General features: G+C 72.4%; 21 protein-coding genes. 11 read left to right on the forward strand and 10 right to left on the reverse strand.

The window, feature by feature from the left end:
• Window positions 1-45: 45 nt before the first annotated feature.
• A complete protein-coding gene (locus ACF088_RS01265; RefSeq protein WP_392373303.1) occupies window positions 46-741 on the reverse strand; it encodes a DedA family protein in 696 nt (231 codons plus the stop codon).
• Between the two features lie 114 nt (window positions 742-855).
• Between ACF088_RS01265 and ACF088_RS01270 the strand changes: the two genes are divergently transcribed.
• Together ACF088_RS01270 and ACF088_RS01275 are read left to right on the forward strand one after the other, a co-directional pair.
• Window positions 856-1,287 carry a BlaI/MecI/CopY family transcriptional regulator gene (locus tag ACF088_RS01270; protein WP_392373305.1) on the forward strand — a complete coding sequence of 144 codons (432 nt, stop codon included), beginning with the start codon at window positions 856-858 and terminating at the stop codon, window positions 1,285-1,287.
• Entirely contained in the window at window positions 1,284-2,252 is a 969-nt protein-coding gene (locus tag ACF088_RS01275; RefSeq protein ID WP_392373308.1) for a M56 family metallopeptidase, read from the forward strand. The genes ACF088_RS01270 and ACF088_RS01275 overlap by 4 nt, the downstream gene beginning before the upstream one ends.
• 285 nt (window positions 2,253-2,537) lie before the next feature.
• Here the strand turns inward: ACF088_RS01275 and ACF088_RS01280 are convergent, their stop codons facing one another.
• Both ACF088_RS01280 and ACF088_RS01285 read right to left on the reverse strand, forming a co-directional pair.
• On the reverse strand, window positions 2,538-4,130 hold the full coding sequence (locus ACF088_RS01280; protein ID WP_392373309.1) for an ATP-binding protein: 1,593 nt from the start codon (window positions 4,128-4,130) through the stop codon (window positions 2,538-2,540).
• Window position 4,131: 1 nt separating this feature from the next.
• Entirely contained in the window at window positions 4,132-4,899 is a 768-nt protein-coding gene (locus ACF088_RS01285) for a response regulator transcription factor (RefSeq protein ID WP_392373310.1), read from the reverse strand.
• Between the two features lie 235 nt (window positions 4,900-5,134).
• Here ACF088_RS01285 and ACF088_RS01290 point away from each other — a divergent pair, with 235 nt between their 5' ends.
• From ACF088_RS01290 to dgt, 5 genes are all read left to right on the forward strand, one after another.
• The gene (locus ACF088_RS01290) at window positions 5,135-6,355 is read left to right on the forward strand and encodes a glycosyltransferase family 4 protein (RefSeq protein WP_392373311.1); all 1,221 of its coding nucleotides are present in this window, start codon (window positions 5,135-5,137) and stop codon (window positions 6,353-6,355) included.
• Between the two features lie 370 nt (window positions 6,356-6,725).
• Complete coding sequence (locus ACF088_RS01295) at window positions 6,726-7,280, forward strand: GH25 family lysozyme (RefSeq protein WP_392373312.1); 555 nt, start codon at window positions 6,726-6,728, stop codon at window positions 7,278-7,280.
• Window positions 7,281-7,434: 154 nt separating this feature from the next.
• Complete coding sequence (nadE, locus tag ACF088_RS01300; protein WP_392373314.1) at window positions 7,435-8,265, forward strand: ammonia-dependent NAD(+) synthetase; 831 nt, start codon at window positions 7,435-7,437, stop codon at window positions 8,263-8,265.
• A 181-nt stretch (window positions 8,266-8,446) separates the two neighbouring features.
• Window positions 8,447-8,800 carry a hypothetical protein gene (locus tag ACF088_RS01305; RefSeq protein ID WP_392373315.1) on the forward strand — a complete coding sequence of 118 codons (354 nt, stop codon included), beginning with the start codon at window positions 8,447-8,449 and terminating at the stop codon, window positions 8,798-8,800.
• Between the two features lie 115 nt (window positions 8,801-8,915).
• Window positions 8,916-10,241, forward strand: coding sequence for a dGTP triphosphohydrolase (dgt, locus tag ACF088_RS01310; RefSeq protein WP_392373316.1), 1,326 nt, complete (start codon window positions 8,916-8,918; stop codon window positions 10,239-10,241).
• Between the two features lie 89 nt (window positions 10,242-10,330).
• Here the strand turns inward: dgt and ACF088_RS01315 are convergent, their stop codons facing one another.
• From ACF088_RS01315 to ACF088_RS01345, 7 genes are all read right to left on the reverse strand, one after another.
• The gene (locus ACF088_RS01315; RefSeq protein WP_392373317.1) at window positions 10,331-11,212 is read right to left on the reverse strand and encodes a cytochrome c biogenesis CcdA family protein; all 882 of its coding nucleotides are present in this window, start codon (window positions 11,210-11,212) and stop codon (window positions 10,331-10,333) included.
• Window positions 11,209-12,012: a DsbA family protein gene (locus ACF088_RS01320; RefSeq protein ID WP_392373318.1), complete on the reverse strand. Its 804-nt coding sequence runs from the start codon at window positions 12,010-12,012 to the stop codon at window positions 11,209-11,211. The genes ACF088_RS01315 and ACF088_RS01320 overlap by 4 nt, the downstream gene beginning before the upstream one ends.
• Window positions 12,013-12,070: 58 nt before the next feature.
• The gene (locus tag ACF088_RS01325) at window positions 12,071-12,619 is read right to left on the reverse strand and encodes a hypothetical protein (protein ID WP_392373319.1); all 549 of its coding nucleotides are present in this window, start codon (window positions 12,617-12,619) and stop codon (window positions 12,071-12,073) included.
• Window positions 12,620-12,824: 205 nt separating this feature from the next.
• Window positions 12,825-13,367, reverse strand: a complete 543-nt coding sequence (locus ACF088_RS01330) for an ATP-binding protein (protein WP_392373320.1) — start codon at window positions 13,365-13,367, stop codon at window positions 12,825-12,827.
• Between the two features lie 276 nt (window positions 13,368-13,643).
• Complete coding sequence (locus tag ACF088_RS01335) at window positions 13,644-14,411, reverse strand: enoyl-CoA hydratase/isomerase family protein (RefSeq protein ID WP_392373321.1); 768 nt, start codon at window positions 14,409-14,411, stop codon at window positions 13,644-13,646.
• A 144-nt stretch (window positions 14,412-14,555) separates the two neighbouring features.
• Window positions 14,556-15,794, reverse strand: coding sequence for an Ig-like domain-containing protein (locus ACF088_RS01340; RefSeq protein ID WP_392373322.1), 1,239 nt, complete (start codon window positions 15,792-15,794; stop codon window positions 14,556-14,558).
• Between the two features lie 251 nt (window positions 15,795-16,045).
• Window positions 16,046-17,377 (reverse strand): Ig-like domain-containing protein, encoded by a 1,332-nt coding sequence (locus tag ACF088_RS01345; RefSeq protein ID WP_392373323.1) that lies wholly within the window; start codon window positions 17,375-17,377, stop codon window positions 16,046-16,048.
• A gap of 247 nt (window positions 17,378-17,624) precedes the next feature.
• On the opposite strand from ACF088_RS01345, the gene glgX reads away from it, so the two are divergent.
• The 4 genes from glgX to ACF088_RS01365 all read left to right on the forward strand — a co-directional run bounded on the left by glgX (window position 17,625) and on the right by ACF088_RS01365 (window position 25,549).
• Window positions 17,625-19,880: a glycogen debranching protein GlgX gene (glgX, locus tag ACF088_RS01350; RefSeq protein WP_392373324.1), complete on the forward strand. Its 2,256-nt coding sequence runs from the start codon at window positions 17,625-17,627 to the stop codon at window positions 19,878-19,880.
• 124 nt (window positions 19,881-20,004) lie between these two features.
• The gene (locus ACF088_RS01355) at window positions 20,005-22,002 is read left to right on the forward strand and encodes an ABC transporter ATP-binding protein (protein WP_392373325.1); all 1,998 of its coding nucleotides are present in this window, start codon (window positions 20,005-20,007) and stop codon (window positions 22,000-22,002) included.
• Window positions 21,999-23,918: an ABC transporter ATP-binding protein gene (locus ACF088_RS01360; protein ID WP_392373326.1), complete on the forward strand. Its 1,920-nt coding sequence runs from the start codon at window positions 21,999-22,001 to the stop codon at window positions 23,916-23,918. The genes ACF088_RS01355 and ACF088_RS01360 overlap by 4 nt, the downstream gene beginning before the upstream one ends.
• A gap of 542 nt (window positions 23,919-24,460) precedes the next feature.
• Window positions 24,461-25,549 carry a branched-chain amino acid aminotransferase gene (locus tag ACF088_RS01365; protein ID WP_392373327.1) on the forward strand — a complete coding sequence of 363 codons (1,089 nt, stop codon included), beginning with the start codon at window positions 24,461-24,463 and terminating at the stop codon, window positions 25,547-25,549.
• Window positions 25,550-25,558: the final 9 nt, after the last annotated feature.

Here is a 25,558-nt window from a genome sequence, read left to right on the forward strand (position 1 = left end):
GGCTCGGCGGGCTTGGTGCGGGGGGGGCTGACCGTGAGGCGTGGTTCAGGCGTCGGGCGGCGGCGTGGGGCCGGGGGCCGGTGCCGGGCGTCTGCGGGAGCGGAGCAGTTCGACGGCGAGCGGGGCCAGCGACACCAGCACCACCAGGGCGACCAGCGGCAGCAGATAGCGGTCGACGTTCGGTACCGACGTGCCCAGGGCGTATCCGGCGAGGGTGAGGCCGAGCGTCCAGAGCAGGCCGCCGGCGATCTGCCAGAGGGCGAAGGTGCGGGCGGGCACGCCCAGGGCGCCGGCCAGCGGGTTCAGCACGGTGCGGACGACGGGTACGAAGCGGGCGAGGACGATGGCCTTGCCGTGGCCGTAGCGGGTGAGGAACTCCTCGGCGCGGGCGGCGCCCTCGTGCAGCCGGCGGGCGCGGCTGCGGGCCAGCAGGGCGCGGCCACCGCGCCGGCCGATCCAGTAGCCGGTCTGGGATCCGGCGAGCGCACCGACGGCGGCGGCCGTGAGTACCTGGGGCAGTGCGAGGTGGACGGCGCCGCCGGTGCCCGGGGCGCACAGCAGTCCGGCGGTGAACAGCAGGGAGTCGCCGGGCAGGAAGAAGCCGACCAGCAGCCCGGTCTCGGCGAACAGCACGACGGCGACGCCCAGCGCACCGAACGCGGCCAGCAGGGAGCCGGCATCGAGCACGTTCACGGCCTGGACGACCGCTGTCACCTGTGGAAATGCGGCGGCTACGGACATGTCAGCGGCCCCTCCCATAATGGGTTGCGGGCCCGGCTTCCGGCCGGCCCGACCGACTACAGTCACGTAGACGGTCTACGGAACTGTAGACGACAAAAAGGTGAAGGGCGTTCCATGTCGGAGACATCACCCGTGCAGCGGCGCCCGGCCGGGGAGCTGGAGGCGAGCGTGCTCGCGGCGCTCTGGGCGGCCGGAGTGCCGCTGAGCCCCGCCGAGGTGCAGAGCGCGCTGGGCGGCCGCCTCGCGCGGACCACCGTCACCACGATCCTCACCCGGCTGCACGACAAGGGGGCGGTCTCCCGCGCCCGGGCCGGCCGCGGGTTCGTGTACTCCCCCATACAGGACTCCGCGGGGCTGACCGCCCGGCGGATGCGCAGCGAACTCGACAAGCAGGACGACCGCGGCACCGCGCTGGCCCGCTTCGTCTCCCAGCTGACCAGCGAGGACGAGCAGTTGCTGCGGTCCCTTCTGGAGGGCGCGGACGGCGCCCCCGAGGGGCCGCAAGCCGGCTCGCAGCTCGGCCCCGGCCCCGGGGCCGCACCATGATCTTCGCCGTCTGGATTCCCCTGCTGATGCCGCTGCTCGCGGTGCCGGCCGCCCGCCGTCTGGCGGAGTCGCTGCCGCCGCGCGCCGCGGCCTGGCTGCTGACCGGCTGCGCGGTCGCGCTGGCCGGCTGTACGACCGCGGCGCTCGGCCTGCTGCTGACCGCCGGGGCGCTGCGACTGCCGCCGGTCGCCGCCCTGGGGCATCTCTCCCTGCCGCTGCTGGGCGGCGACCCGGTCGTGTCGGTCCCCGCGGCCGGCGCCGCCGCCGGCCTGCTGGGCGCCGGTGCCCTCGCCGTCGTCCACCGCGCCCGACGCCACCACGACGAACTGCGCACCGCCCGGCTCGCCACCGACGCCCACCCCACCTCCGGCGATCTGTGCGTCCTGCCGCACTCCGCGCCCGACGCCTACGCCCTGCCGGGACGGCCGGGCCGGCCGGGACGGGTGGTGGTCACGGCCGGGATGCTGCGGGCGCTGCCCCCGGACGAGCGGGAGGCGCTGTTCGCCCATGAGCGCGCCCATCTCGCGGGCCGGCACCACCTCTTCCTGCTCACGGCCGCGCTGGCCGCGGTCTGCCACCCGCTGCTCCGGTCCCTGCGCGCCCCGCTGGCCTACGCCCTGGAGCGCTGGGCCGATGAAACCGCCGCGGCCCGGGTGGGCGACCGCCGCGTCACGGCCCGCGCCATCGGTCGCGCCGCGCTGGCCGCCCGCCCCGCCGCCGCGGATGCGCACCGTCCCGGCACCGTCCTGGCCGCGACGACCGGCCCGGTGCCCCGCCGGGTCGCCGCCCTGCTGGCCCCCGAGCGGCAGCCGGACCACCCTCCGATACGCACCGGCCTCCACGGCCGCCGGCTGATCGCCGCGGCCCTGCTCGCCTGTGTCGCCTTCTCCGCGGCCTCCGCCCTGGACGCCGCGGCGGATCTGCACGAGACGGTGGAGGTGGCTCAAGGGGAGGCGGTGCGCTGACGGCCCGGAGAGGTGCAGGCCCGGACAGGCCCGGGCCGCAGAGACAGGCCCGCCGAGACGCAGGACCGGACGGGCACGGCCCCGGACAGGCACAGGCCCGCCCGGCGGACGGACAGGCACGGACCCGCCCGACGGCCGGGCTGGCCGACTGGCGGGCAGGGGCCGACGGGCGGGCAGGGCCCGACGGGCGGGCAGGCCTGGGGCTGCACCGGGCCTGTTGCCCATCGGGACCCGTGCCGTGCCGCCCGTGCCCCCTCCCCTCCACGGAAGGCCCGGTGGCGGAAACTATCCGCCCGGCCCGGACCCCGTCGGCGCTGCGGCTCCCTTGCCGCCGTCCCTTCCCCTCCCGACCGTGAAGCCCAGGGTGGCGCCGCCTCCGGGGCGGCGGGTGGCGAAGGCATGGCCGCCGTGGGCGGTGGCGATCTCGCGGACGATGGCGAGACCGAGTCCGGAACCCGGCAGACCGCGGGCGGCCGCGGCCCGGTAGAAGCGGTCGAAGACCCGGGTGAGGTCGGCGTCCGCGATTCCGGGGCCGCGGTCGAGCACCTCGATACGGGCTCCGGTGACGACGACCTCGATCGGCTCCGTCCCGCCCGCGTCGAATTTGGCGGCGTTCTCCAGCAGATTGGTGAGCGCACGGTGCAGCGCGGCGGACCGGCCCTCGACCACCGCCGGGCGGACGGTCCGTACGGTGATCTCCCGGCCGGTGCGGCGGCGGGCCGAGGCGGCCGCCTTCTCCGCGACCTCGGCCAGGTCCACCTCCGAGAGCGGGTCGTCGTCCCGCTGCCCGGCGGCCAGATCCACCAGCTCATTGACCAGATCGCTGAGTTCACGGGCCTCGCCCGCCAGATCGGCCAGCAGCTCGTCGCGGGCGTCCGGCGGCAGTTCCTCGAAGCGCTTCAGCAGCGAGATGTTCGTACGGAGCGAGGTCAGCGGGGTGCGCAGCTCATGGCCGGCGTCCTGGACGAGGCGCTGCTGGTCCTGGACGGCACTGGCCAGCCGGCCCAGCATGTCGTCGAAGGCCCGCCCCAGCCGGGCGACCTCGTCCCGTCCCGCCACCGGGACCGGGACGTCCAGCCGTCCGTGCTCCGCCACGTTCTCGGCGACCGAGGTCAGCCGCACCAGCCGGCCGGTGATCCGGCGCGCCAGCCACCAGCCGCCCGCGCCGGACAGCGCGATGACCGCGGCGGCCAGCAGGGCGGTGCGCTGCTGGAGCGCGGAGAGCAGATCCTCGGTCTCGCTGAACTTCTGCGCGACCTGCACGGCGCCGCGGCCGCCGCCGAGCGCCACGGTCGCGACGTGGTACTCCTCGTCGCCGATCTCCGCTTCCCGCTCCGCGAAGTGGCCGGCGCGCGCGTCAGCGGCGACCCGGCGTTCCCCGGCACCGGCCGGGAGGGCCGGACGCCCCGGCTCCACGATCCGGCCCCCGGCTCCCAGGATCTGCACATCGGTACGGGTGGGCCGGGTGAGCTCGTCGCGCGGCCCGTCGTGGTCGGGGTCGGCGGTCGTGTAGTCGGCGGGCACGAACGGCTTTTCCTGGACCTGGGTCCGCAGATCCCGTACGACCTGCGAGAACACCGACCTCTCGTCGACCCGGACCAGCCGGGCCGCCGCGTCGTAGCTGAGGAACCCGACCAGGACGGTCACCGCGGCCGCCCCCATGGCGAACGCCACCGCGAAGGCGGTGCGCAGACTGGCGGGCTTACGGGTGCGCAGCCAGGCCGCCGACCCGCCGTTACGGGTACGCAGCCAGGCCGCCGACCCGCCCCTGCGCCAGGAGCCCGCCCAGGCGCGCAGCCGGGCGCGCAGCCAGGCCCGCAGCCGACGGCCGGGCCGGATGCGGGGCCCGGTGCCGGACCGGTCGCGGGCCCGGTTCATCTCAGTCCTCCCGCAGTACGTAACCGACGCCACGCACCGTGTGGATCAGCGGGCGGCTGCCCGGGATATCGACCTTGCGCCGCAGATAGCCGACGTACACCGCGAGGTTCTTCGAGCCGGGACCGAAGTCGTAGCCCCAGATCCGGTCGTAGATCGTCGAATGGTCCAGGACGATTCCGGCGTTGCGGGCCAGCAGCTCCAGCAGCTCGAATTCGGTCCGGGTCAGCTCCAGCTCCCGCTCCCCGCGCCAGGCGCGGCGCGAGGGCCCGTCGATCCGCAGATCCGCCGCCTCGACGACACCGCTGTCCACCGCCCGCGCGTCATACGGCCCCTCGGCCCCCTCCGCCTCGTCCGTCACACCGGGACCGGCGCCCGCACCGCCCTCGTCCGGCGCCGCCCCCGCCGTCGTCCGCCGCAGCAGCGCCCGCAGCCGCGCGAAGACCTCCTCGACCTCGAACGGCTTGACCACGTAGTCGTCCGCACCGGCGTCCAGACCGGCGATCCGGTCGGCGGTCTCGACCCGGGCGGTGAGCATCAGGATCGGGGTGCGGTCCTGCTCGGCCCGCAGCACCTGGCAGACCTGCAGCCCGTCGATCCCCGGCATCATCACGTCCAGCAGGATCACATCGGGCCGCTCGCGGTGCGCGGCGGCGAGCGCCTGAATCCCGTCGGCGACCGCGGTGACCTGGTACCCCTCCAGGGTCAGGGCACGCTCCAGCGCGGTGCGGATGGGGCGGTCGTCCTCGGCGAGCAGTACGGAATGGGTCACGCGGCAAGTGTGCCAAGGGCCCGGAGGTGCGACGGCGGGCGGCCGGTCCTGCGCCGGCTTTCTTACCCGGATCTCACCCGTTGTTCTTACCGGGCTCTCACCCTCGCCACGCCATCGGCTTACCCCTTACCGCCACGGTGGCCCGGTGCCGGACGGGCCGGTCGCGGCAATCCGGCCGCGAGCGAACCGGCCGGTCGGACGACTCGGCACATCTCGGGGAAGAGCACGACACCGTATGAAGATCACCCTCCTGCTGCACAACGCCTACGCCATCGGCGGCACCGTCCGCACCACCTTCAACCTCGCGGCCGCGCTCGCCGACCGGCACGACGTCGAGATCGTCTCGATGCTGCGGCACCGCGAGGTCCCGCGCTTCACCGTGGACCCCCGGGTGCGGCTGGTGCCGCTGGTGGACACCCGCGTCGGCAGCGCGGACATGGCCGATCCGCTGTTCGGTGAGCCCGCACAGGACTTCCCGCTCGCCGAGAAGCGGCACCACCAGTACAGCCGGCTGGTCGACGTCCGTGCCGCGGAGTTCCTGCGCACCACGGACGCGGACGTGCTGATCGGCACCCGGCCCGGCATCAACGTCTACCTGGCGCGGTTCGGCCCCCGCCGGGCGCTGCGGATCGCCCAGGAGCATCTGAGACACGACGCCCACAGCAAGCGGCTCCGGGCCGAACTCGCCCGCCACTACCGGACGCTGGACGGCCTGGTCACCACCACCGAGGCGGATGCCGCCGTCTACCGCGCGCGGATGCCGCTGCCCGGCGTACGGGTCCTGGCGGTGCCCAACATCGTGCCCGCACCGGACGGGCCACCGTCCGAGGGCACCGCGAAGGTGATCGCGGCGGCCGGCCGGTTGGTCCGCGGCAAGCGCTTCGACCTGCTGATCGAGGCGTTCTCCGCGGTCGCCGCCAAGCACCCCGACTGGCAGCTGCGGATACACGGCGGCGGCGCCGAGCGCGCACAGCTCCAGGGGCTGATCGACGGGCTCGGGCTGAACGGGCAGGCGGAGCTGACCGGGCCGCGTTCCCCGATAGAGGCGGAGTTCGCCAAGGCGTCGATCGTCGCCTCGGCCTCGGACGCCGAGTCCTTCGGCATGACCCTCGTCGAGGCGATGCGCTGCGGCGTTCCCGTCGTCAGCACCGACTGCCCGCTGGGCCCGGCCGAGATCATTCACGACGGTACGGACGGGCTGCTGGTGCCGCGCGGCGACGGCCGGGCGATGGCCGGCGCGCTCCTCCAGCTCATCGAGGACCCGCAGCGCCGCCGCGATATGGCCGGGGCCGCGCTGATGAGCTCGCACCGCTACGACCCGGAGCCGATCGCCGAGCGCTACGAGCTCCTCTTCCAAGAGCTCCGGTCGACGCGCGCCGGCCGCGCCTGGCGGCGCACCCTCGCCCGGGCCCGGTCCGTCGCCCGGCGGCTGGTGCGGCGGGCCCTGCGGCGCTGAACCGGCGCCCCCGGACAGCGGGCCGGGCCGGTCCAGGCCGGTCCGATCCGGTCCAGGCCGGTCCGATCCGGTCCGGCCAGGTCCGATCCGGTCCGGTCGGCGAAACCGGACCCGCCGCAACTTGACCGTGCACAAGAACTCAACTTGACCGCGGCACAAGGAACTTCCCGACCACAATCTGGCGTCCCCGGTAGCAAACGTGCTGAACTGCTGGAACGAGACTGCTTCGCACGCAGGAACGCCGGCTCGCAGAAGCATCTGATCACCGGAGTGCAGCAACACGAGTAACGCCCGGCACCGCGGCAACGCAGTTGAGGATTCACGCAGTTGACGCTTCGAATCCGCAGGTCCGATCGGCAGGAGGCCGTTCATGCTGCATGGTGTCGATGTCAGCTCCTACAACACCTCGTACTCCGCCGAGGGGCTGGACTTCGTTTTCGTCAAGGCCACCGAAGGCCGCTCCTACATCAATCCGCACCAGTCCGCACAGGCGTCAAAGGCCCGTAAAGCAGGCTGCGTGGTGGGGTTCTACCACTTTCTGTGGCCGGGAAATATCGCCGCCCAGGCGAAATACTTCGTCGAGAAATGCGCATCGGTCCAGGGCGACCTCCTCGCCTGCGACTGGGAGCGCACCGGCGAGGGGAGCTACGCGAGCAATGCGCAGAAGGACCAGTTCCTGCACGAGGTCAGGAAGCTGCGCCCCACCCACCGGGTGCTGCTCTACTGCAACCGCGACTTCTGGCTGAACCACGACAGCACGTCCTACGCGGCCGACGGCCTGTGGATCGCCGACTACGTCTCCGCCGGGCATCCGCGGATCAAGGCGAAGTGGCGCATTCATCAGTACACCGACCAGCCGCTGGACAAGGACGTCGCGGACTTCTCGACCAAGGCCGCCCTCAAGAAGTGGGCGCACCCGGCATAAGGTTTGCTACCGGCACGCCTTTCCGCGCCGCCGGAAACCGCGCCTCCGCAGAGAAGAACGCTGCGTAGGCACCACGGGAACAGCGCGTCACCGCACCACACGATGCGGCCCGAGAACACGACGCAGACGCAGCACGAGAACAAGAGGAGCAGCCGTGACCGACCCGGCGTCCAAGACCCTGCAGCAGGAGATCGCCCGGGATCTCCAGGTGACCGCGTCCTTCGACGCCGGGCAGGAGATCGAGCGCCGGGTGGCCTTCCTCACGGAGCGGCTGACCTCTACGGGCCTGCGCTCGCTGGTCCTGGGGATCAGTGGCGGCGTCGACTCCACGACCACGGGCCGGCTCTGCCAGCTCGCCGTGGAGCGGGCCCGCGCCGCCGGGCACGAGGCGACGTTCTACGCGATGCGGCTGCCGTACGGCGTCCAGGCGGACGAGAAGGACGCCCGGCGGGCGCTGGAGTTCATCCGCGCGGACCGGGAGCTGACCGTCGACATCCGCCCGGCGAGCGATGCGGCGCTGCGGGCCGCGGTGGACGGCGGGCTCGTCTTCCGTGACGCCCACCACCAGGATTTCGTCCAGGGCAACATCAAGGCGCGCCAGCGCATGATCGCGCAGTACGCCGTCGCGGGCGCCCATGCCGGCCTGGTCGTGGGCACCGACCATGCGGCCGAGGCGGTCTCCGGCTTCTTCACGAAGTTCGGTGACGGCGCGGCCGACGTGGTGCCGCTCACCGGGCTGACCAAGCGCCGGGTGCGCGCGGTGTCGGCGGCGCTGGGCGCCCCCGGCGAGCTGGTGCACAAGGTGCCGACGGCCGACCTGGAGACCCTCGACCCGGGCAAACCGGACGAGGACGCGCTCGGTGTGAGCTACGACCAGATCGACGACTTCCTGGAGGGCCATCCGATCGACGCCGCGGCCGCCCGGGCCATCGTCCGCCGCTACCGCCTCACCGAGCACAAGCGGGCGCTGCCGATCGCGCCCTGAGTGCGCGGGGGCTCGCCTGGGGGTTCCTGCCGGGACTCCCCGTCCCGTCATGGACCGGCAAGGCGACCGTCACCGTCCCGGTGCTAAATCGTGGGCGTGAGCGGGCATGCATCCGGCCATGGGAAGCCGCGAAGTGCGATCGGAAGATCAACTGTCAGTGGGTCCGCCTACGCTCCGAGGTATGGGTTACGCAAACCTGCGCGAACTCCAGACCGCGCTGACCACCGCCTCCGACCTTGCCTCGTCCCTGCAGTCCGCGCCGACCCGGCGCGATGCAGAGCAGCTCGTCGACGTCCTCCGGCAAGCGCTGACCGCTGCCGGCTCGCTGGGCGTGGAGACGGGCCCGACCGGCTGCGCCATACATCCCCACGGCGCGGTCGACCCGTTGTACGGCGATCCGGAAGATCCGCTTCCGCCGGGCTACGGCAAGTGCCTGCTCTGCAACGACCGCCGGCGCCGGGCGGACGCCCACCCGGCGCACGCCCGCCCGCATCCCCATCCGCATCCACGCTGGCGGCGCCGGCTGAGCGCCTAGAGCTGTCCGCTGTCCGCTGTCCGCAGCCTGGGGGTGTTGGCCGGGCAGGTCGGTGACGCAGGTCCCCGGCCCACCGGCCGGCCCCCGTCCGACGGGACAGGGCTACCATCCGCGCATGCGACCTGCCACATACAGCGATGAGGACCTCGAGCAGCACTCCCTCCGGCGACGGGTGCCCGACGACGGGCAGCGGTCCGGCTTCGAGCACGACGTCGACCGGATCCTGTATTCGACCCAGTGGCGGGCGCTGGCCGGCAAGAGCCAGGTGGTGGCGAGCGCCGAGCTGGGCGCGTACCACACCCGGCTGACCCACTCCATGAAGGTGGCGCAGCTCGGCCGGCGGATGGCGGAGCGGCTGGAGCGCCGGTACGGCGGGCCGAATCCGGCGCTCGTCGAGGCGGCGTGCATGGCTCACGACATCGGCCACCCGCCCTTCGGACACGCGGGTGAGCTGGCGCTGCGCGCCACGATGGACGAGCTGCACTTCGCGGACGGTGTACTGGACAGCTTCGAGGGCAATGCACAGACCCTGCGGGTGCTGACCTTTCTCGCCGCCCACAAATACCCGGGCCATCGCGGACTGCACCTGACCCGCGCCTGCCTGGACGCCGCCACCAAATACCCGTGGGAGCGGGCGCCCGTCGACCAGGATCCGGCGCGGCATGTGAAGTGGGGGGTGTACGTCGCCGACCGGGAGGCGTTCTCCTGGGTGCGGGCCGGCCGCGCGGGCACCGCCGTACCGGTCGAGGAGCAGGTCATGGACTGGGCGGACGATGTCACCTACGCCTGCCACGACGTGGAGGACTTCTACCGTACGGGCCTGATTCCGCTGGCCGCGCTGTTCCCGCCGGACGGGGCCGCGGGCGCCGACACCGAGCGGGAGATCCGCCGCTTCCTGGACTACGTGCAGGCCAAACGGGCGCGCGAGGGCGAGCCCTTCGACCGGGACGCGGCGCTGGTCATGATGGCGGACATCGGCAAGCGGCTGGCGGTGCCCGCTCCCTACAGCGGCAGCCATGAGGACGCGGTCGCGGTCAATCGCCGCACCTCCGATCTGATCTCGTACTTCACCCGTGGGATCGAGCTGGAGGTGGGCGGCGAGGCGGCGATCCGTTACGGCGCGCAGCTGGTGATCCCGCCGGAGCGGCGGGCCGCCTGCGATCTGCTCAAGGAGCTGGTGTGGTGCTACGTCATCGACCGCCCCGCGCTGGCCACCCAGCAGCACGGCAAGCGGCGGGTGGTGAGCGAGCTGCTGCGCTGGACCCATGACGCACCCGAGCTGCTGCCGCCGGACCGCGCCGAGGAGCTGGCGCTGCACGGCGACCGGCTGCGTGCCTCCGCGGACCATGTGGCCTCGCTGACCGAGGACCAGGCGCTGGCCCTGCACCGGCGGCTGTCCGGGACCGGCCTGGGGTCGGTCAACGACAACGTGTGGCTGTGAGCAGGTGAGCCCCGGGGGGGGCCGGAGTCCGGTGCCGTTCCTCAACGGCCCGGCCCCAACCCCCCTGCTGTTCGGGCCACGCCCGGCGGCTATTCGGCCCCTTCCCGCGGCCGTTCCGCCCCGTCCGCCGACGGGGCGGCTCCGTCCCGCGGCTTCTTCTCCGGGCGTAGTGCGATACGGCCGAGCACCGCGGCGACGATCAGCGCGGCCACCGCGATCAGTGCATAGTCCGGTACGGCGTTCCCGATCCGCGACGCCCATTCCTCGGCCCGGAATTCATCGTCCGCGTCGAGGATTCCGGGCAGCGCACTGGTCCCGTTGAAGCGCAGGAACAGCACGCCGATACCGATGAAGAACACCCCGGACAGCACCGAGGTGGTGTGCAGCCGCAGCCTTCCCAGGGTGAATTCACGGCCCCGCAGCCAGCCTCGGGTGCCGAGTTTGCAGCGGTCCCACAACAGCGCCAGCACGAACAGCGGCAGCGCCATGCCCAGCGCGTAGACGGCGAGCATCGAGGCGCCGTACACAGGTGAGCCGCTGACCGCCGTCACCGTCAGCACCGCGCCGAGAATCGGGCCCGCGCAGAAGCCGGCGAGCCCGTAGACGCAGCCGAGCAGAAAGGTGGAGACGGCCGACCGCGGGGTGATCCTCGCCGCGGCCGCCTGGGCGCGCCGGGAGGCGAAGCCCAGGCCGAGGATCTGGGCCAGCCCCATCGCGATGACGACCCAGCCGCCGACGGCGATCAGCAGATCGCGGTGGCCGTTGAACAGCCGGCTGGCCGCCGTACTGGCCGCGCCGAGCGGCACCAGCGTCGTGGCCAGCCCCAGATAGAACACCCCGGTACGGGCCACCAGCCGGCCGGGCGTCGAGAGCGAGTACGCGAAGAACGCGGGCAGCAGCAGCGCGCTGCACGGGCTGAGCAGCGCCAGTGCGCCGCCCAGGAACGCGGCGAGGTAGCCGATGTCGTTCATTCCCCGGCCCCCTTGGCCGCCGGCCCGTTCTTGCCCGTCGGCCCGTTCTTGCCCGCCCGGGCCGCGGCATCCTTGATGCCCTGGGCGAAGACCTCGGCGGGCTGGGCCCCGGCGACCGGCCGGCCGTTGATGAGGAAGGACGGTGTGGACTGCACCCCCAGCTGGTACCCCTCGGTCTGATCCTTCTTCAGCGCCCGCTCGGCGTCCGCGCTCTTCATGTCCGCACGGAACTTCTCGATATCGGCCACACCGCTGGTACGGGCCAGCTCGACGAGCTTGTCCTCGGCGAGCGCCTTGCCCTTACGGGTCTTGGCGTAGAGCGCGTCGTGGAGCTGCCAGAACTTGCCCTGCTGTCCGGCGGCCCAGGAGGCACGGGCGGCCCGCTCGGAGTCGGCGCCGAAGACGGTGAAGTTGCGGAATTCGATGCGCAGGGTGCCCTCGTCGACGAACTTCTTGATCAGTTCGGGCTGGGTCTCACGGGTGAAGCGGCCGCAGAACGAGCACTGGTAGTCGGCGTATTCGACCAGGACCACCGGGGCGTCCTTCTTGCCGACGGCCAGCGGATCGCCGTCCTGGCGCCGGCTGGTCCGCTGTTCGAGGTCGTCGTACATCTTCTGCTGTGCGGGGTCCTCCTCGGGCGCGTCGGAGGCGGCGGCCTCGGGGGCATTGCTGCGGCCGGTGCCGCGGTCGCCCTCGACGGACTTGCCGACGGCGACCCCGATGGCGATGACGGCCACGACAAGGGCGATGACCGCGCCGATGGCGGCCAGCTTGCGGGTGGGAGAGGCGGAAACGGGCATGCGGAAGCTCCAGACGTACGGAGGGGGAAGGTCAGGCCGTGTGCGTCGGGGCAGCGGCCTATATCCGCAGTACGGGCAGGAGCGGGGTGCGGTCGCGGGCGGGCGCGCTGTCGGTCGGTGGCCGGGCGAGCGCGCACTGCGCGGGCAGATCCGCGGCGAGCGGTCCCGGGCCGGTGGTGGCGGGGGCGAGAGGCTCACCGCGGTGCGGTGTGGGCAGCGGGGCGGACTCCGCGGGCCCCGGGGCATGCCGGTCCGAGCACCTCTTGGGCGCATGGGCCACGGCGATCGGGGCGTCGGGGTCGAGCCGCGGGCCGCTGCCGACGGCAGCCGGCCGCACCGGTGCCTCCCCGTCCGCCGGTGCCTCCCCGTCCGCCGGTGCCTCCCCGTCCGCCGGTGTGTCCCCGTCCGCGAGTGCGTTCCCGTCCGCGGGGCTCGCGGCCGCCGGGGAAGCCGCCGTCGCACCGCCGGCCCGCCATTCCGCCGTGGCCGATGCCGCCCGGCCTGCCAGCCAGGCCTGGTCGCCGCCGATGCGGCACAGCAGCGGCCCGAACGTGACGGCGAGGAGGAGCAGCAGCGTCAGCGTGGCCGACCGGCGCACGTGCTGCATGTCCCTCCTCCTCTCCGGACCTGGTGCGCGAGCATGAATACCTCATCCTACGGATCGTCATCGCGCGAGCGGAGCACCGACCGGGCCTCAGGGCCGTCGGGGCACAGGGGCCGGGGCACAAAGGGCCGGGGCGAGGCGGGCCGGGCCGGGCCGGGCCGGGCCGGGCCGACGAGGCGGGCCGGGCCGGCCCGGGGGAATCAGGCCGTCAGCGGTCGGCGATCCGCATCTCGAACCAGGTGGTCTTGCCGCGGGGCAGCAGATCCACGCCCCAGCGGTCGGAGAGCTTGTCGACGAGGAAGAGGCCACGGCCGCTGGTGTCCATCTCCTGGACCGGCATCAGGCAGGGCAGGCCGCGGGACGGGTCGCGCACCTCGATCCGGATCCAGCCACGGCGGCGGAGCATCCGCAGCCCGAAGGTGCGGGCGCCGGTGTGCCGCACGGCGTTGCCGACGAGCTCGGACACCAGCAGCACGGCGTGCTCGGCGAGCTGGGGCGTCAGGGACCACTGTCCGAGGAGTACGGCGGCGGTCAGCCGGCGGGCGATGCCGGCGGACTGGGGGCGCGAGGGCAGCCGCACCTCACCGAGAGTCGGGTCGCCGACCGGACCGAGTGCCGCAAAGACCGGTGCGCGAGGGGCCGGTGCGCGAGGGGCCGGTGCGGTGTCCGGATCCGGACCGGGGATGCCCCATCGTGCGGCGGCCGGATCGCTCCGCGGCCGCGGCTGCTCCATTCCTTCGAGGCCCGCCATGCCTCCCATCATGGCCGTTGCGCGGCGTCCACGGGAGCCGAACCGACGGAATCGATTGTCCGGAATCGTCGGTTCCAGCCCTCCGGAGAGACATATGCCAACGGCAGTTAAGGTTCCGGCGCACCCCGGCTGACCTGCCAGGACGCCGGGCCTACGAGGAAGCGGCCGGGCCCCTCAACAAGGCTGCCTTAAGGCGCAATTAAGCCTTCCTTCGTTCGCCCACACGAGGCATTGCACCCGCCCCAAACCTCAGAAGCACCGCCAACAACAGGAGTCTCAGCGGAACTTGGCCTTGCCCGGCCCTTCCTCGACGAAGCTGCGCATGCCGGTCTCGCGGTCCTCGGTCGCGAACAGCCCCGCGAACCAGTTGCGTTCGACCGTCAGGCCGGTGTCGATATCGGTCTCCAGGCCCCCGTCGACGGATTCCTTGGCGGCCCGCAGCGCCAGCGCGGGACCGGCCGCCAGCCGTGCCGCCCAGGCGTGCGCCTGCTCGTAGACCTCCGCGGCCGGCACCACCCGGTCGACCAGGCCGAGCGCGAGCGCCTCGTCGGCCTTCACATGACGGCCGGTGAAGATCAGGTCCTTGGCCTTGGACGGGCCCACCAGGCGCGCCAGCCGCTGGGTGCCGCCGGCCCCGGGGATGAGGCCCAGCAGGATCTCCGGCTGACCGAGCTTGGCGTTGTCGCCCGCGATCCGGAAGTCGGCGCAGAGCGCCAACTCGCAGCCCCCGCCCAGCGCATAGCCGGTGATCGCGGCGACCACCGGCTTGGGGATCCGGGCCACGGCGGTGAAGGAGTCCTGCAGTGCCTTGGAGCGCACCACCATGGCCGGGTGGTCCATGGCCTGCATTTCCTTGATGTCCGCACCGGCCGCGAACACCTTCTCGCCGCCCCAGACGACGACGGCACGCACATCGTCGCGGCGGGTGACCTCCTCGGCCAGCTCGCGCAGCCGGTCCTGGGTGGCGATGTCCAGTGCGTTCATCGGCGGACGGTCCAGGCGGATGGTGCCGACGCCGTCGGCGACCTCGAGATTCACAGTCATGCGGGAAGGTTAGTACGCGTTAACGGCATCGGGCCCGGTGCACTGCGTCACAGTGCACCGGGCCCGGTCGCCTTCCGGCCGTCCTGCTGACGGTCCTACCGGACGGGTCTCCTGGCGGGCCTCCCGGCAGTCGTCCTGGCGGGCCTACCGGCGGGCCTTCCACCTCTCCCAGGAGAGGTTCCAGTCGCTGAAGCCGTTGTCCGGCTGGATCGTTTCGTCGTGGGAATTCTTGACGATGACCACATCGCCGACGACGGAGTTGCGGAAGAACCACGCCGCCGGAGTGGAGCTGTCGCCGCCGCCGCGCTGGTCGAAGAGGCCCACACAGCCATGGCTGGCGTTGCGGGTGCCGAAGGTCGCGCTGCCCGACCAGTAGTTGCCGTGGATGAACGTGCCGGAGGTGCTCAGCCGCATCGCATGCGGTACGTCCTTGATGTCGTACTCCCCGCCGAAGCCGACGGTGTCGCCGTTCATCCGCGTCACCAGATGCTTCTCGCTGATCACCATCTTGCCGTTGTACGTCTCGGTGCCCGGCCCGCCCGAGGTGATCGGGATGGTCTTGATCTTCTTGCCGTCACGGACCACGGTCATCTTCTTCGACTCGGCGTCGACCGTGCTGACCTGGCTGCGGCCGACGGTGAAGGAGACCTCCTTGGCCTGGGTGCCGTAGACCCCGGGCCGGCCCTCGACGCCGTTGAGGTCGAGCTTGAGGGTGACCTTGGTGCCGGCCGCCCAGTACTTCTCCGGGCGGAAGTCGAGCCGGTCGTTGCCGAACCAGTGGCCCTCGATGGGGACCGACGGCTTTGCGCTGACCTTGATGGCATCCTCGACGGCCTTGGGGTCGGTGATACCGCGGGTGAAGTGGATCGAGACCGGCATCCCGACACCGACCTGCCGGCCGTTCTCGGGGCTGTACTGGCCGATGAAGGTGTTCTTCGGAACGAGGGTGGTGAAGCTGGAGTGCTCGGCGGCCTCCCGGCCCCGGCCGTCCACCGCTATGGCGTCGACGGTGTACTCCGTCGAGGCGCCCAGGTGGCCGCTCGGCTGCCACAGGGCGCCGCTGCCCGCTATCTTCCCGTCGACCTCGTTGCCCTTGCCGTCCTTGACCTTGACGGACTTGAGCCTGCCCTTCTGGGCGGTCACCTTCAGCGCGCCGCTGGTGGCGACGTCGTGCGCGCCGTCCTTGGGCGCTATCGTCACGGCCGCCTGCGAGGCATCCTTCTCCCCGCCCGCCTTGCCGGCCGGTTTGTCGTCATCGACATCACCGCCGCATGCGGTCACCAGCAGCAGCATCGCACCGACCAGCAGGGCCGGCGCACCCCCGCCCTTGACCGGCCACCGACGCCGGCGAGCCGGCACCCCCGAATTCGGCTGGACGTTCACGACTGGCCCCTTTTCCCCTCGCACGGCCCGCGGTCCCCGCGCGCGCGGACGCGGACAGCCGCGCGCTCGCCGTTAGATAACCACACCGCGGTGACAGTGAACTCCCCGTGAACGTCACCGTTTAGTCCCAAGTGCGGGGGTGGTGCGGAGGCAGAGGTGGTGTCGAGGCAGGGGCGGTGCCGAGGTAGAGGTGGTGCCGAGATAGAGGTGGTGCCGAGGCAGGGGCGGACGGTCGCCGCGACGGCCGCCGGTCAGCCCAGCGCGGACCCGGCCCGCCACAGCCCCCAGGGCATGTTCCAGCCGCCGAGGCCGTTGTCCGGCGCGACCGTGCGCTCCGGTGAGTGCTCCACCACGACGGTGTCGCCGACGATCGAGTGGCCGAAGAACCAGCCGGCCGGGGTGTGGGGGCCGCCGCCCTTGATGTCCTTCAGCCCGACGCAGCCGTGGCTGGTGTTGAGGCCGCCGAAGACCTCGGGCGGCGCCCAGTAGTTGCCGTGCAGGAAGGTCCCCGACCTGGTGAGACGCATGGCGTGCGGCACGTCCGGGATGTCGTACTCGGCGCCGAAGCCCACGGTGTCGCCGTCCATCCGCGTCATCGACTGCCGCTCCAGGATCACCATCTTCCCGTTGTAGGTGGGGTTCGCGTCGTCGCCCGCGGTGACCGGCAGCACCGCCACCACCCGGCCGCCCTGGCGCACCGTCATGGTGTGCCGGGCGGCATCGATGACGCTGACCTGGTCCCGGCCCACCCGGTAGTGGACGGTCCGGCGCTGCGTCCCGTAGGCGCCCGGTCCGGCCTTCACCCCGCGCAGCCGCAGCTCCACGGTGATGCCGGTGCCCGGCCGCCAGCGCTCCCGGGGCCGGAAGTCCAGCCGGCGGTGACCGAACCAGTGGGCGGCGATCCCGACGGCGGGCCGGGCGGTGACCTTGACGGCGCGTTCGACGGCCGCGCGGTCGGCGACCGGCCGGTTGAAGACCAGCGAGAAGATCAGGCCGGTGCCGACCGTGGCATCGCCCTGCGGCGAGAAGTGGCCGGTGAAGTGGCGGACGGGCACGGAGGTGGTGAAGGTGGTGTGGCGGGCCGAGCGATGGCCCGCACCGTCCAGCGCCACCGCGTCGACGGTGTACTTCGCGCCGGGTTGGAGGCGCCCGGTCGCCGGGCGCCAGGTCATACCGTCCGGGGTGATCCGCCCGGCGACGGGTTGCCGGCCGGCGCCACCGGTCCGGCTGACCTGGACCCGCTCCAGCCGCCCCTCGGGCACCCGGACCTCGAACCGCCCGTCGGCCCGTACACCGTGCGCCCCGTCGTGCGGGACGACCCTGATCGCCGCCCCCGGGGAGCGCGGTTTGCCGCCGACGAACACCTCCGCGTCCCCGCAGCCGGCCAGCGCCACCGCCCCGGCGAGCCCGGCCGCGGCGGCGAGGACGACGCGGACACAGCGGGCCGCCCGCACCGCCGCCCGCCTGCCCTCCCGGCCCCGCACCCGGCCCGGCAGCACCCGGCCCGGCCCCCGGCCCCGCACCCGGACGTCCGCACGGCTCTTCGCTCGGTCCCCTGCTCGGATCTGCTGATGGGCGGTCATATACCGAATTGTGACGGATGATGCCCAGGTTGGGAGGTATGCCGCGTAACGGGATGTCACGGTCGGTGCGGGGCAGAACAATGAGCCCCCGCCGCGGGAAGCGTGCGGCAACGCCCGGTTGCGGGAAGAACAACGGGGAGGGCGGGGGGGACACCTGCACGGCCGGACTCCCCCGGTTGACGCTGGGAGGTACCCCGAGCCGGGGACCCGCCGCCCGACCGAGCCATGAGCCGCAGGAGGCCGGCACGTGTCGAGCGCACCCGAGCAGGAGGCGGTGGCGGATGAACCACTCGCCCCACCCGCGGACATCCGCCCCGGCAGCCCCACACCACTGGGCGCCCGCTATCGCACCGGCCCCGATGGCATCGCCGGCACCAACTTCGCCCTGTGGGCGGGCGGCGCCGAGGCCGTGGAACTGTGTCTCTTCGACGACGCGGAGCGCGAGACGCGCCATGCGCTGACCGAGCTCACCCATGAGATCTGGCACGGCTTTCTCCCCGGTGTCCACCCCGGCCAGCGCTACGGCTACCGGGTGCACGGCCGCTGGGACCCCTGGAGCGGCGCCCGCTGGAATCCGGCGAAGCTGCTGCTGGACCCGTATGCCAGGGCCGTGGACGGCGATTTCGGCACCCGTACGGAACCCTCCGGCGCGGGGTCCGCGCTGCCGGCCCAGCTCTACGGCCATGTCCGTGACTGGCCGCAGCAGCAGGTCGCCGACACCGTGCGCGACGACCGGGACTCGGCGCCGTACGTCCCCAAGGGCGTCGTGGTCGGCGAGGACACCGGGGACGAGGGCGGCGTCGACGAATGGCAGGACGACCGCCGGCCCAAGACTCCCTGGCCGGATTCCGTGCTCTACGAACTGCATGTGCGCGGCTTCACGATGCGCCATCCCGGTATCCCGGAGCGGCTGCGCGGCACCTATGCGGGGCTCGCGCACCCCGCGGCGCTGGAGCACCTCGTCCGGCTCGGCGTCACCGCCGTCGAGCTCCTGCCCGTCCACCAGTTCGCACACGAGGACCACCTGGTGCGCCGGGGTCTGCGCAACTACTGGGGCTACAACTCCATCGGCTACTTCGCGCCCCATGCCGGATATGCCGCCACGGGTACCCGGGGGCAGCAGGTCGGCGAGTTCAAGAGGATGGTGCGGGCGCTGCACGACGCGGGTATCGAGGTGATCCTCGACGTCGTCTACAACCACACCGCGGAGGCCGGCGAGCTGGGCCCGACGCTCTCCCTGCGGGGCATCGACAACCGCGGCTACTACCGGCTGGCCGACGAGGCCCGCCGGTACACCGACTACACCGGCTGCGGCAACACCCTGCACGTCGTCCAGCCCCAGGTCCTGCGTCTGATCACCGATTCGCTGCGCTACTGGGTCACCGAGATGGGCGTGGACGGCTTCCGCTTCGATCTGGCGGCCGCGCTGGCCCGCTCCCTGCACGACGTCGACATGCTCTCGCCGTTTCTCGCGGTGATCGCCCAGGACCCGGTGCTGCGCCGGGTCAAGCTGATCGCCGAGCCCTGGGACGTGGGCTCCGGCGGCTATCAGGTCGGTGCCTTCCCGCCGTTGTGGACGGAGTGGAACGACCGCTACCGCGATACCGTCCGCGACTTCTGGCGCGGCGCCCAGCACGACGTCCGCGATCTGGGCTACCGGCTCTCCGGATCGAGCGACCTCTACGCCTGGGGCGGCCGCCGCCCCTACGCCTCGGTCAACTTCATCACCGCGCACGACGGCTTCACCCTCCGTGACCTGGTCACCTACGAGCACAAGCGCAATGCGGACAACGGCGAGGGCAACCGCGACGGCACCAGCGACAACCGGTCCTGGAACTGCGGCGCCGAGGGCGAGAGCGACGACCAGGAGGTGCGCGCACTGCGCCGCCGCCAGTTGCGCAACCTGCTGACCACCCTCCTGCTGTCGACGGGTGTGCCGATGCTGGTCGCCGGCGACGAGATGGGCCGCACCCAGCACGGCAACAACAACGCCTACTGCCAGGACAACGCGACCGGTTGGCTGGACTGGTCGCTGCTGGACGACCCGGAATGGCGGCCGCTGGCCGATCTCGCCGCCCGTCTCATCGCCCTGCGCCGCGCGCACCCCGTGCTCCGCCGCCGGGCGTTCTTCTCCGGGCGGCCGCATCAGCAGGGCGGTCTGCGCGATCTCGCGTGGTTCACCGCGGACGGCAGGGAGATGACCGAACAGGACTGGTACACCCCGGGAGCCACGCTGGGCATGTACCTCTCCGGGAACGACATCTCCCAACGCGACGCCCGGGGCATCCGCATCGTCGACGACAGCTTCCTGGCCGTGCTCCACGCCGCCGACCGGCCCTGCCCGTTCACCCTCCCCGGACCGCCCTGGGCCCGCGCCTACGAACTCCTCGTCGACACGGCGCGGGAGGACCAGCCGGGAGCGGCACAGCCGCCGTATCCGGCGGGCGGCCCGCTCACGATGGCCGGGCGGTCGGTGGTGCTGTTCCGGGCCGTGCCGGGGTGAGACACGGGCCCGGCGGCCGGTGCGCGGGCGGGCGGCCGCCGGCGGCTCGAAACAGCGGGCCGCTGCGGTGCGCGGCAGAAATCCACGTGAACGTTGTCAGTGGGGCGCCTTACGCTCGCGAGTGATGGCCGACACCGCGCAGACGACGAACCCGACCGACCGGACCGACTTACCCCAACGCTCCGCAGTGCGCTCGCTGTTGCGCCTGTGGCCGTTCATCCGCCCGGTGCGGGCGCGCCTGGGCACGGCCGCGTGCGTGGCGATACTCGCCTCGTGCATCAGCCTGGTCATCCCGCTGGTGCTCAAGTGGCTGGTGGACGGGCCGGTGGCCGAGCGCGATCCGGGCGGGGTATGGCTCGGCGGCGCCTTCCTGCTGCTCCTCGGACTGGCGGAGGCGCTGCTGTTCGGACTGCGGCGCTGGCTGGTGGCGCGCCCGCTGGCCGGGGTCGAGGCGGCGATGCGCGAGGCGCTGTACCGCCATCTGCAGCGGCTGCCGGTCGCCTTCCACGACCGCTGGCCCTCGGGCCAGTTGCTGTCGCGGGGGACCACCGACCTCCAGCTGTTGCGGATGTTCTTCACCTTCCCGCTGACATTCCTGCTCGTCAACGGGGTGACCATTCTGGTGGGCGCGGTGATCCTCATGGTCCAGCGCTGGTCGCTGGGCCTGGTGATGCTGGCACCGGTGCCACCGCTGATGGTGCTGTGCTCGGTCTTCGAGGCGAAGTACGGGCGGGCGGCCCGCCGGGCCCAGGACCAGGTCGGCGATCTGACGACGGTGGTCGAGGAGTCGGTGCTCGGCATCCGGATCATCAAGGGCTTCGGGCGCCATCGCAGCCAGGCCCGTGCCTTCCGCGAGCTGACCCGTGCGCTGCGGGCCACCGAGCTCGTCAAGGCGCGGCTGCTGGCCTGGATCTGGAGCTGCATCACTGTCTTTCCGGAGCTGGCGATCGGCGGCGCCCTGGTGTGCGGCGCGGTGCAGGTGGCGGACGGCGAGCTGTCCGCAGGCACCCTCGTCGCGTTCCTGTCGACGGCGCTGGCGCTGCGCTGGCCGGTGGAGTCGACCGGCTTCCTGCTGGCCATGGGCAACGAGGCGGCAACGGCCACCGACCGGTACTTCGAGGTCATGGACGAGCCTGCGGTGGCGGAATCGGCGAAGGGCAGGGAGACCGGGGACGTACGGGGCGGGGACGTACGGGGCGGGGACGTACCGGGTGGGGGCACACGGGGCGGGGGTGTACCGGCCGGGAGCACACCGCCCGCGGACCCACCGGCCCCAACCGCCCGACCCGCGGACCCACCGGCCACGGACCCACCCACGGCAACCGCACGGCCCGCGGACACACCGGCCGCCCGGCACCTCCCCGCGTCGCCCGGCAGCGGCGGACTGGTCTTCTCCGGCGTCGAGTTCCGCTACCCCGATGCGCCGCCGGACGCCCCGCCCCTCCTCAAGGACCTCACCCTGCACATCCGGCCCGGCGAGACGATGGCGCTGGTCGGGGCGACGGGCAGCGGGAAGACCACGCTCACGGCACTGGTGCCGCGGCTCTACGACCCGACCGCGGGCCGGATCACCCTCGACGGGCACGATCTGGCGACGCTCAGCCGGGACGAGGCCCGTGCGCTGGTCGCGGTGGCCTTCGAGGAACCCACACTCTTCTCGGCGACCGCCGCGGAGAACGTGCTGATGGGCGGAGAGGGTGCCCAAGACAGCGATCTCCGGCGGGCGTTGGCGGTGGCGCAGGCGGAGGGATTCGTCGACGCCCTCCCCGAGGGCAGCGCCACCCAGGTCGGTGAGCAGGGGCTGAGCCTGTCCGGCGGCCAGCGGCAACGGCTCGCCCTGGCCCGTGCGGTGGTCGGCCGGCCGCGCTTCCTGATTCTCGACGATCCGCTCTCCGCCCTCGATGTGCACACCGAGGCACTGGTGGAGGCGGCGCTGCGCCGGGCCCTGGCGGCCACCACCGCCCTGGTCGTCGCCCACCGGCCGTCCACGGTCCAGCTCGCCGACCGGGTGGCACTGCTGTCCGGCGGCCGGATCGCCGCCGTGGGCACCCACCACCAACTGCTCCGGGACAACCCCGAGTACGCCACCTTGATGTCCGGCGAGGGAGAGGGCGCCCGATGACCACCACCGCAACCGGCCTCCCGCCCGACGACCCCGAGGGACCCGCCGGCCCGCAGCAACAGTCTCCGGCCGCGCCGCATCTCCCGGCGGCCGAGGGCGCCCCGGAGGCCGAGGGCGCCCCCGCCACCGACGCCTTCGCCCACGATGTGCTCCCCACCCCCAAGGGGGTCTCGCGCACCCTCCTGGCTTCCCTGCTGGCGCCGCACCGGCGCCGGGTCCGGTGGGTGGCCGTTGCGCTGCTGCTCCAGCAGGCCGCCGTGCAGGCCGGTCCGCTGCTGGTCGCCTACGCGCTCGACAGCGCGGTGCCGGCGCTGCGAGCGGGCGATCACGGGCCGCTGATCGCCGTGGCGGTGGCGGCGGTGCTGTGCGCGGTGGCGTCCGGCGGGCTGCAGTTCGCCTTCATCCAGCTCTCCGCCCGGGTCAGCCAGGATGTGCTGCTCGACCTCCGCGGCCGGATCTTCCGGCATGCGCAGGCGCTGAGCCTGGACTTCCACGAGCGCTACACGTCCGGCCGGCTGGTCTCCCGCGCCACCACGGACGTGGAGTCGCTGCGTGAACTCCTGGAGGAGGGGCTGCAGGAGCTGATCACGATCGTTCTCTCGACGGTCTACATCACCGCCACCCTGGTCTGGCTGGACTGGGGATTCGGCACGGCCGCCCTCGTCTCCGCCGGACCGCTCGCCCTCCTCGTACGCTCCTTCCGGAGCCGCTCGCACCGGGTCTACAGCGCGAAGTCCACGGCGATGGCGGGCCTCATCGTGAAGTTCACCGAGACCCTCAACGGCATCCGCCCGGTGCAGGCGTTCCGCCGCGAGCGGCCTAACGACGCCGCCTTCGCCCGGCTGAACCACGACCACGCCCGGATCAACGGCAACACCTCCCTGGAGATGGCGCGCTACGTCGTCTCCTCCCGGCTGGTGGCCAACACCGCGGTCGCCGCGCTCGTCCTGTGGGGCGCCTACCGTGTGGCCACGGGAGGGCTGGCGCTCGGTGTGCTGGCAGCCGGGGTGCTCTACCTCCGGCGGCTGTACGACCCCATCGACCGGCTCGGGATGTTCCTCAACTCCTACGAATCCGCGGCCGCTTCCCTCCAGAAGGTCGCCGGCCTGCTGGCCCTTCGCCCCGGCGTGCCGGAGCCCGGGGCACCTGCCGCGCTGCCGGCCGTCGCGGCGGGCCGGCCGGGCCGTGAGATCGCCTTCCGCGGCGTCCGGTTCGCCTACCGCTCCGGCGGCGAGGTGCTGCCCCGCTTCGATCTGACCCTGGCGGCCGGCGCCACCGTCGCCGTGGTGGGTGCCACCGGCGCCGGCAAGTCCACCCTCGCCAAGCTGCTCGCCCGCTTCTACGACCCCACCGAGGGCCAGGTGCTGCTCGACGGCGTCGATCTGCGGGCGCTGTCGACCACCACCCTGCGCCGCGGTGTCGTCATGGTCACCCAGGAGGCCTTCCTGTTCTCCGGCACGGTCGCCGACAACATCGCCCTCGGCCGCCCGGACGCCACCCGCGCGGAGATCGAACGCGCCGCGAAGGCCATCGGCGCCCATGACTTCATCACCGCTCTGCCGGACGGCTACGACACCGACGTCCGCAAGCGCGGCGGCCGGATATCCGCCGGCCAGCGCCAACTGGTCGGCTTTGCCCGCGCCCTGCTCGCCGACCCCGCCGTCCTCATCCTCGACGAGGCCACCAGTTCGCTGGACATCCCCGGCGAACGCGCGGTGCAGCGCGCCATGGCCACGGTGCTGCAGGACCGTACGGCCCTGGTGATCGCGCATCGCCTCTCGACCGTCGAGATCGCCGACCGGGTCCTGGTGATGGCCGACGGCCGGATCGTCGAGGACGGCCCCCCGAAGGACCTCATTGCCGGACGGGGCCGATTCGCCGCACTGCATCAGGCGTGGCGGGAGAGCGTGGGGTAGCCGACCGGTCTCCAGGATCCGCGAGTCGATGCGCAAGGTCGGCCGAGGATGCGCAGTGAATGCGCAAATCCGGGGGCGGTGCGCATGCGCGTCCCACGCCGGTGCCGCGGATCCACCAGCCGGCCGCTGCGGCATTCCCCGCAGTACGCGGTGCCGACGCGAGGGCAACCTGACCGGACAGGGCACCCGGCAGTCGTCACACCACCCCTGACGTGCAACTTTGCAGTGTCACCGGGACTTTGAAACAGCCCTGCCCCCGGTGGGGACTCATGGAAGGGCAATAGGGAAGGGCAATAACTGTGACCGCAGTGATAATGAAGTCCTGCTAACCGCCCACCGCCCGGTCAATTGTTCCTGCTGTCCGATCCGGCGGCGCGTACCACCGGCCGGGTGCTGCACGCCGATGGCGGGGTGCACGCCACGGTCGGCGGAATCGGAGAGGCCCCGCGTCGCCCCTAATTGACCGACACTAATATGGCAGGGTGACGTCAGTGGGAGGCGTTTGTCGCAGAGGAATCCCGTCGGTGTTGAAGGAGTTGGCCATGGGTCGCGATTTCCCCTTGTTCCGCACAGAGAATCCTGTGCCGGATGCGGAACGGGCGGCGATCCTGTCTGAACCAGGCTTCGGGCGGCACTTCACCGATCACATGGCCTCGGCGGTGTGGACCCCGGCAGACGGGTGGCACGAGCACAAGATCGCGCCGCTGGAGCCCTTCTCCCTGCACCCCAGCTCAGCAGTACTGCACTACGGGCAGGAGATCTTCGAGGGGCTGAAGGCCTACCGTCACGCCGACGGGAGCGTCTGGCTGTTCCGTCCCGAGGAGAACGCACGGCGATTCATCCGCTCGGCCGAACGGCTTGCGCTTCCCGAGCTGCCGGAGGAGGACTTCCTCACCAGCGTGGAGGAGCTGATCCGCGCCGACGAACAGTGGGTTCCGGCCGCCGGGGGTGAAGAGAGCCTCTACGTACGGCCGTTCATGTTCGCCGCAGAGGCATTCCTCGGTGTCCGGCCGGCGGAGCAGGTGATCTACTCGGTGATCGCGAGCCCCGCCGGGCCCTACTTCGCCTCCGGCGTCAGCGGCGTCACGCTGTGGGTGAGCAGCCAGTACACGCGCGCAGCGAAGGGCGGGACCGGCACAGCCAAATGCGGCGGCAACTACGCCGCGAGCCTCGCCGCGCAGATCGAGGCGCGCAAGCACGGTTGTGACCAGGTCATGTACCTGGACGAGGCCGGCGGCGAGGGCAATCTTGAAGAGTCCGGCACAATGAACCTGTGCCTGATCACATCGAGCGGTGAACTGGTGACCCCACCCCTTGGCACGATCCTCGAAGGCGTGACCCGGGCCACCATCCTCGCTCTCGCCGACGACTTCGGCCTGACCCCGATCGAGCGGTCCATTACGCTCGACGAACTGCGTGCCGGCGCCGCAGACGGTTCGATCACCGAGGCGTTCGCCGCTGGAACGGCGGCCGTGGTCACGCCGATCGTGGGCTTCAAGGGTGACGGCTACGACTTCACCATCGGAAGCGGGGCACCCGGCAAGCAGACGGTCGCACTCCGCAATCACGTATTGGACATCCAGTATGGCCGTGCCGAAGACGAGCACGGCTGGATGAGGCGCGTGCTCTGATCCACGCGG

It is taken from the genome of Streptomyces sp. NPDC015125 (genome assembly GCF_043080045.1).
GTDB lineage: Bacteria > Actinomycetota > Actinomycetes > Streptomycetales > Streptomycetaceae > Streptomyces.

Bases quoted from the DNA above. Each gene is read 5' to 3' on its own strand.
- ACF088_RS01265 (WP_392373303.1), bottom strand. From the start codon at position 741: ATGTCCGTAGCCGCCGCATTTCCACAGGTGACAGCGGTCGTCCAGGCC.
- ACF088_RS01270 (WP_392373305.1), top strand. From the start codon at position 856: ATGTCGGAGACATCACCCGTGCAGCGGCGCCCGGCCGGGGAGCTGGAG.
- ACF088_RS01275 (WP_392373308.1), top strand. From the start codon at position 1,284: ATGATCTTCGCCGTCTGGATTCCCCTGCTGATGCCGCTGCTCGCGGTG.
- ACF088_RS01280 (WP_392373309.1), bottom strand. From the start codon at position 4,130: ATGAACCGGGCCCGCGACCGGTCCGGCACCGGGCCCCGCATCCGGCCC.
- ACF088_RS01290 (WP_392373311.1), top strand. From the start codon at position 5,135: ATGAAGATCACCCTCCTGCTGCACAACGCCTACGCCATCGGCGGCACC.
- ACF088_RS01295 (WP_392373312.1), top strand. From the start codon at position 6,726: ATGCTGCATGGTGTCGATGTCAGCTCCTACAACACCTCGTACTCCGCC.
- ACF088_RS01305 (WP_392373315.1), top strand. From the start codon at position 8,447: ATGGGTTACGCAAACCTGCGCGAACTCCAGACCGCGCTGACCACCGCC.
- dgt (WP_392373316.1), top strand. From the start codon at position 8,916: ATGCGACCTGCCACATACAGCGATGAGGACCTCGAGCAGCACTCCCTC.
- ACF088_RS01315 (WP_392373317.1), bottom strand. From the start codon at position 11,212: ATGAACGACATCGGCTACCTCGCCGCGTTCCTGGGCGGCGCACTGGCG.
- ACF088_RS01320 (WP_392373318.1), bottom strand. From the start codon at position 12,012: ATGCCCGTTTCCGCCTCTCCCACCCGCAAGCTGGCCGCCATCGGCGCG.
- ACF088_RS01325 (WP_392373319.1), bottom strand. From the start codon at position 12,619: ATGCAGCACGTGCGCCGGTCGGCCACGCTGACGCTGCTGCTCCTCCTC.
- ACF088_RS01330 (WP_392373320.1), bottom strand. From the start codon at position 13,367: ATGGCGGGCCTCGAAGGAATGGAGCAGCCGCGGCCGCGGAGCGATCCG.
- ACF088_RS01335 (WP_392373321.1), bottom strand. From the start codon at position 14,411: ATGACTGTGAATCTCGAGGTCGCCGACGGCGTCGGCACCATCCGCCTG.
- ACF088_RS01345 (WP_392373323.1), bottom strand. From the start codon at position 17,377: ATGACCGCCCATCAGCAGATCCGAGCAGGGGACCGAGCGAAGAGCCGT.
- ACF088_RS01355 (WP_392373325.1), top strand. From the start codon at position 20,005: ATGGCCGACACCGCGCAGACGACGAACCCGACCGACCGGACCGACTTA.
- ACF088_RS01360 (WP_392373326.1), top strand. From the start codon at position 21,999: ATGACCACCACCGCAACCGGCCTCCCGCCCGACGACCCCGAGGGACCC.
- ACF088_RS01365 (WP_392373327.1), top strand. From the start codon at position 24,461: ATGGGTCGCGATTTCCCCTTGTTCCGCACAGAGAATCCTGTGCCGGAT.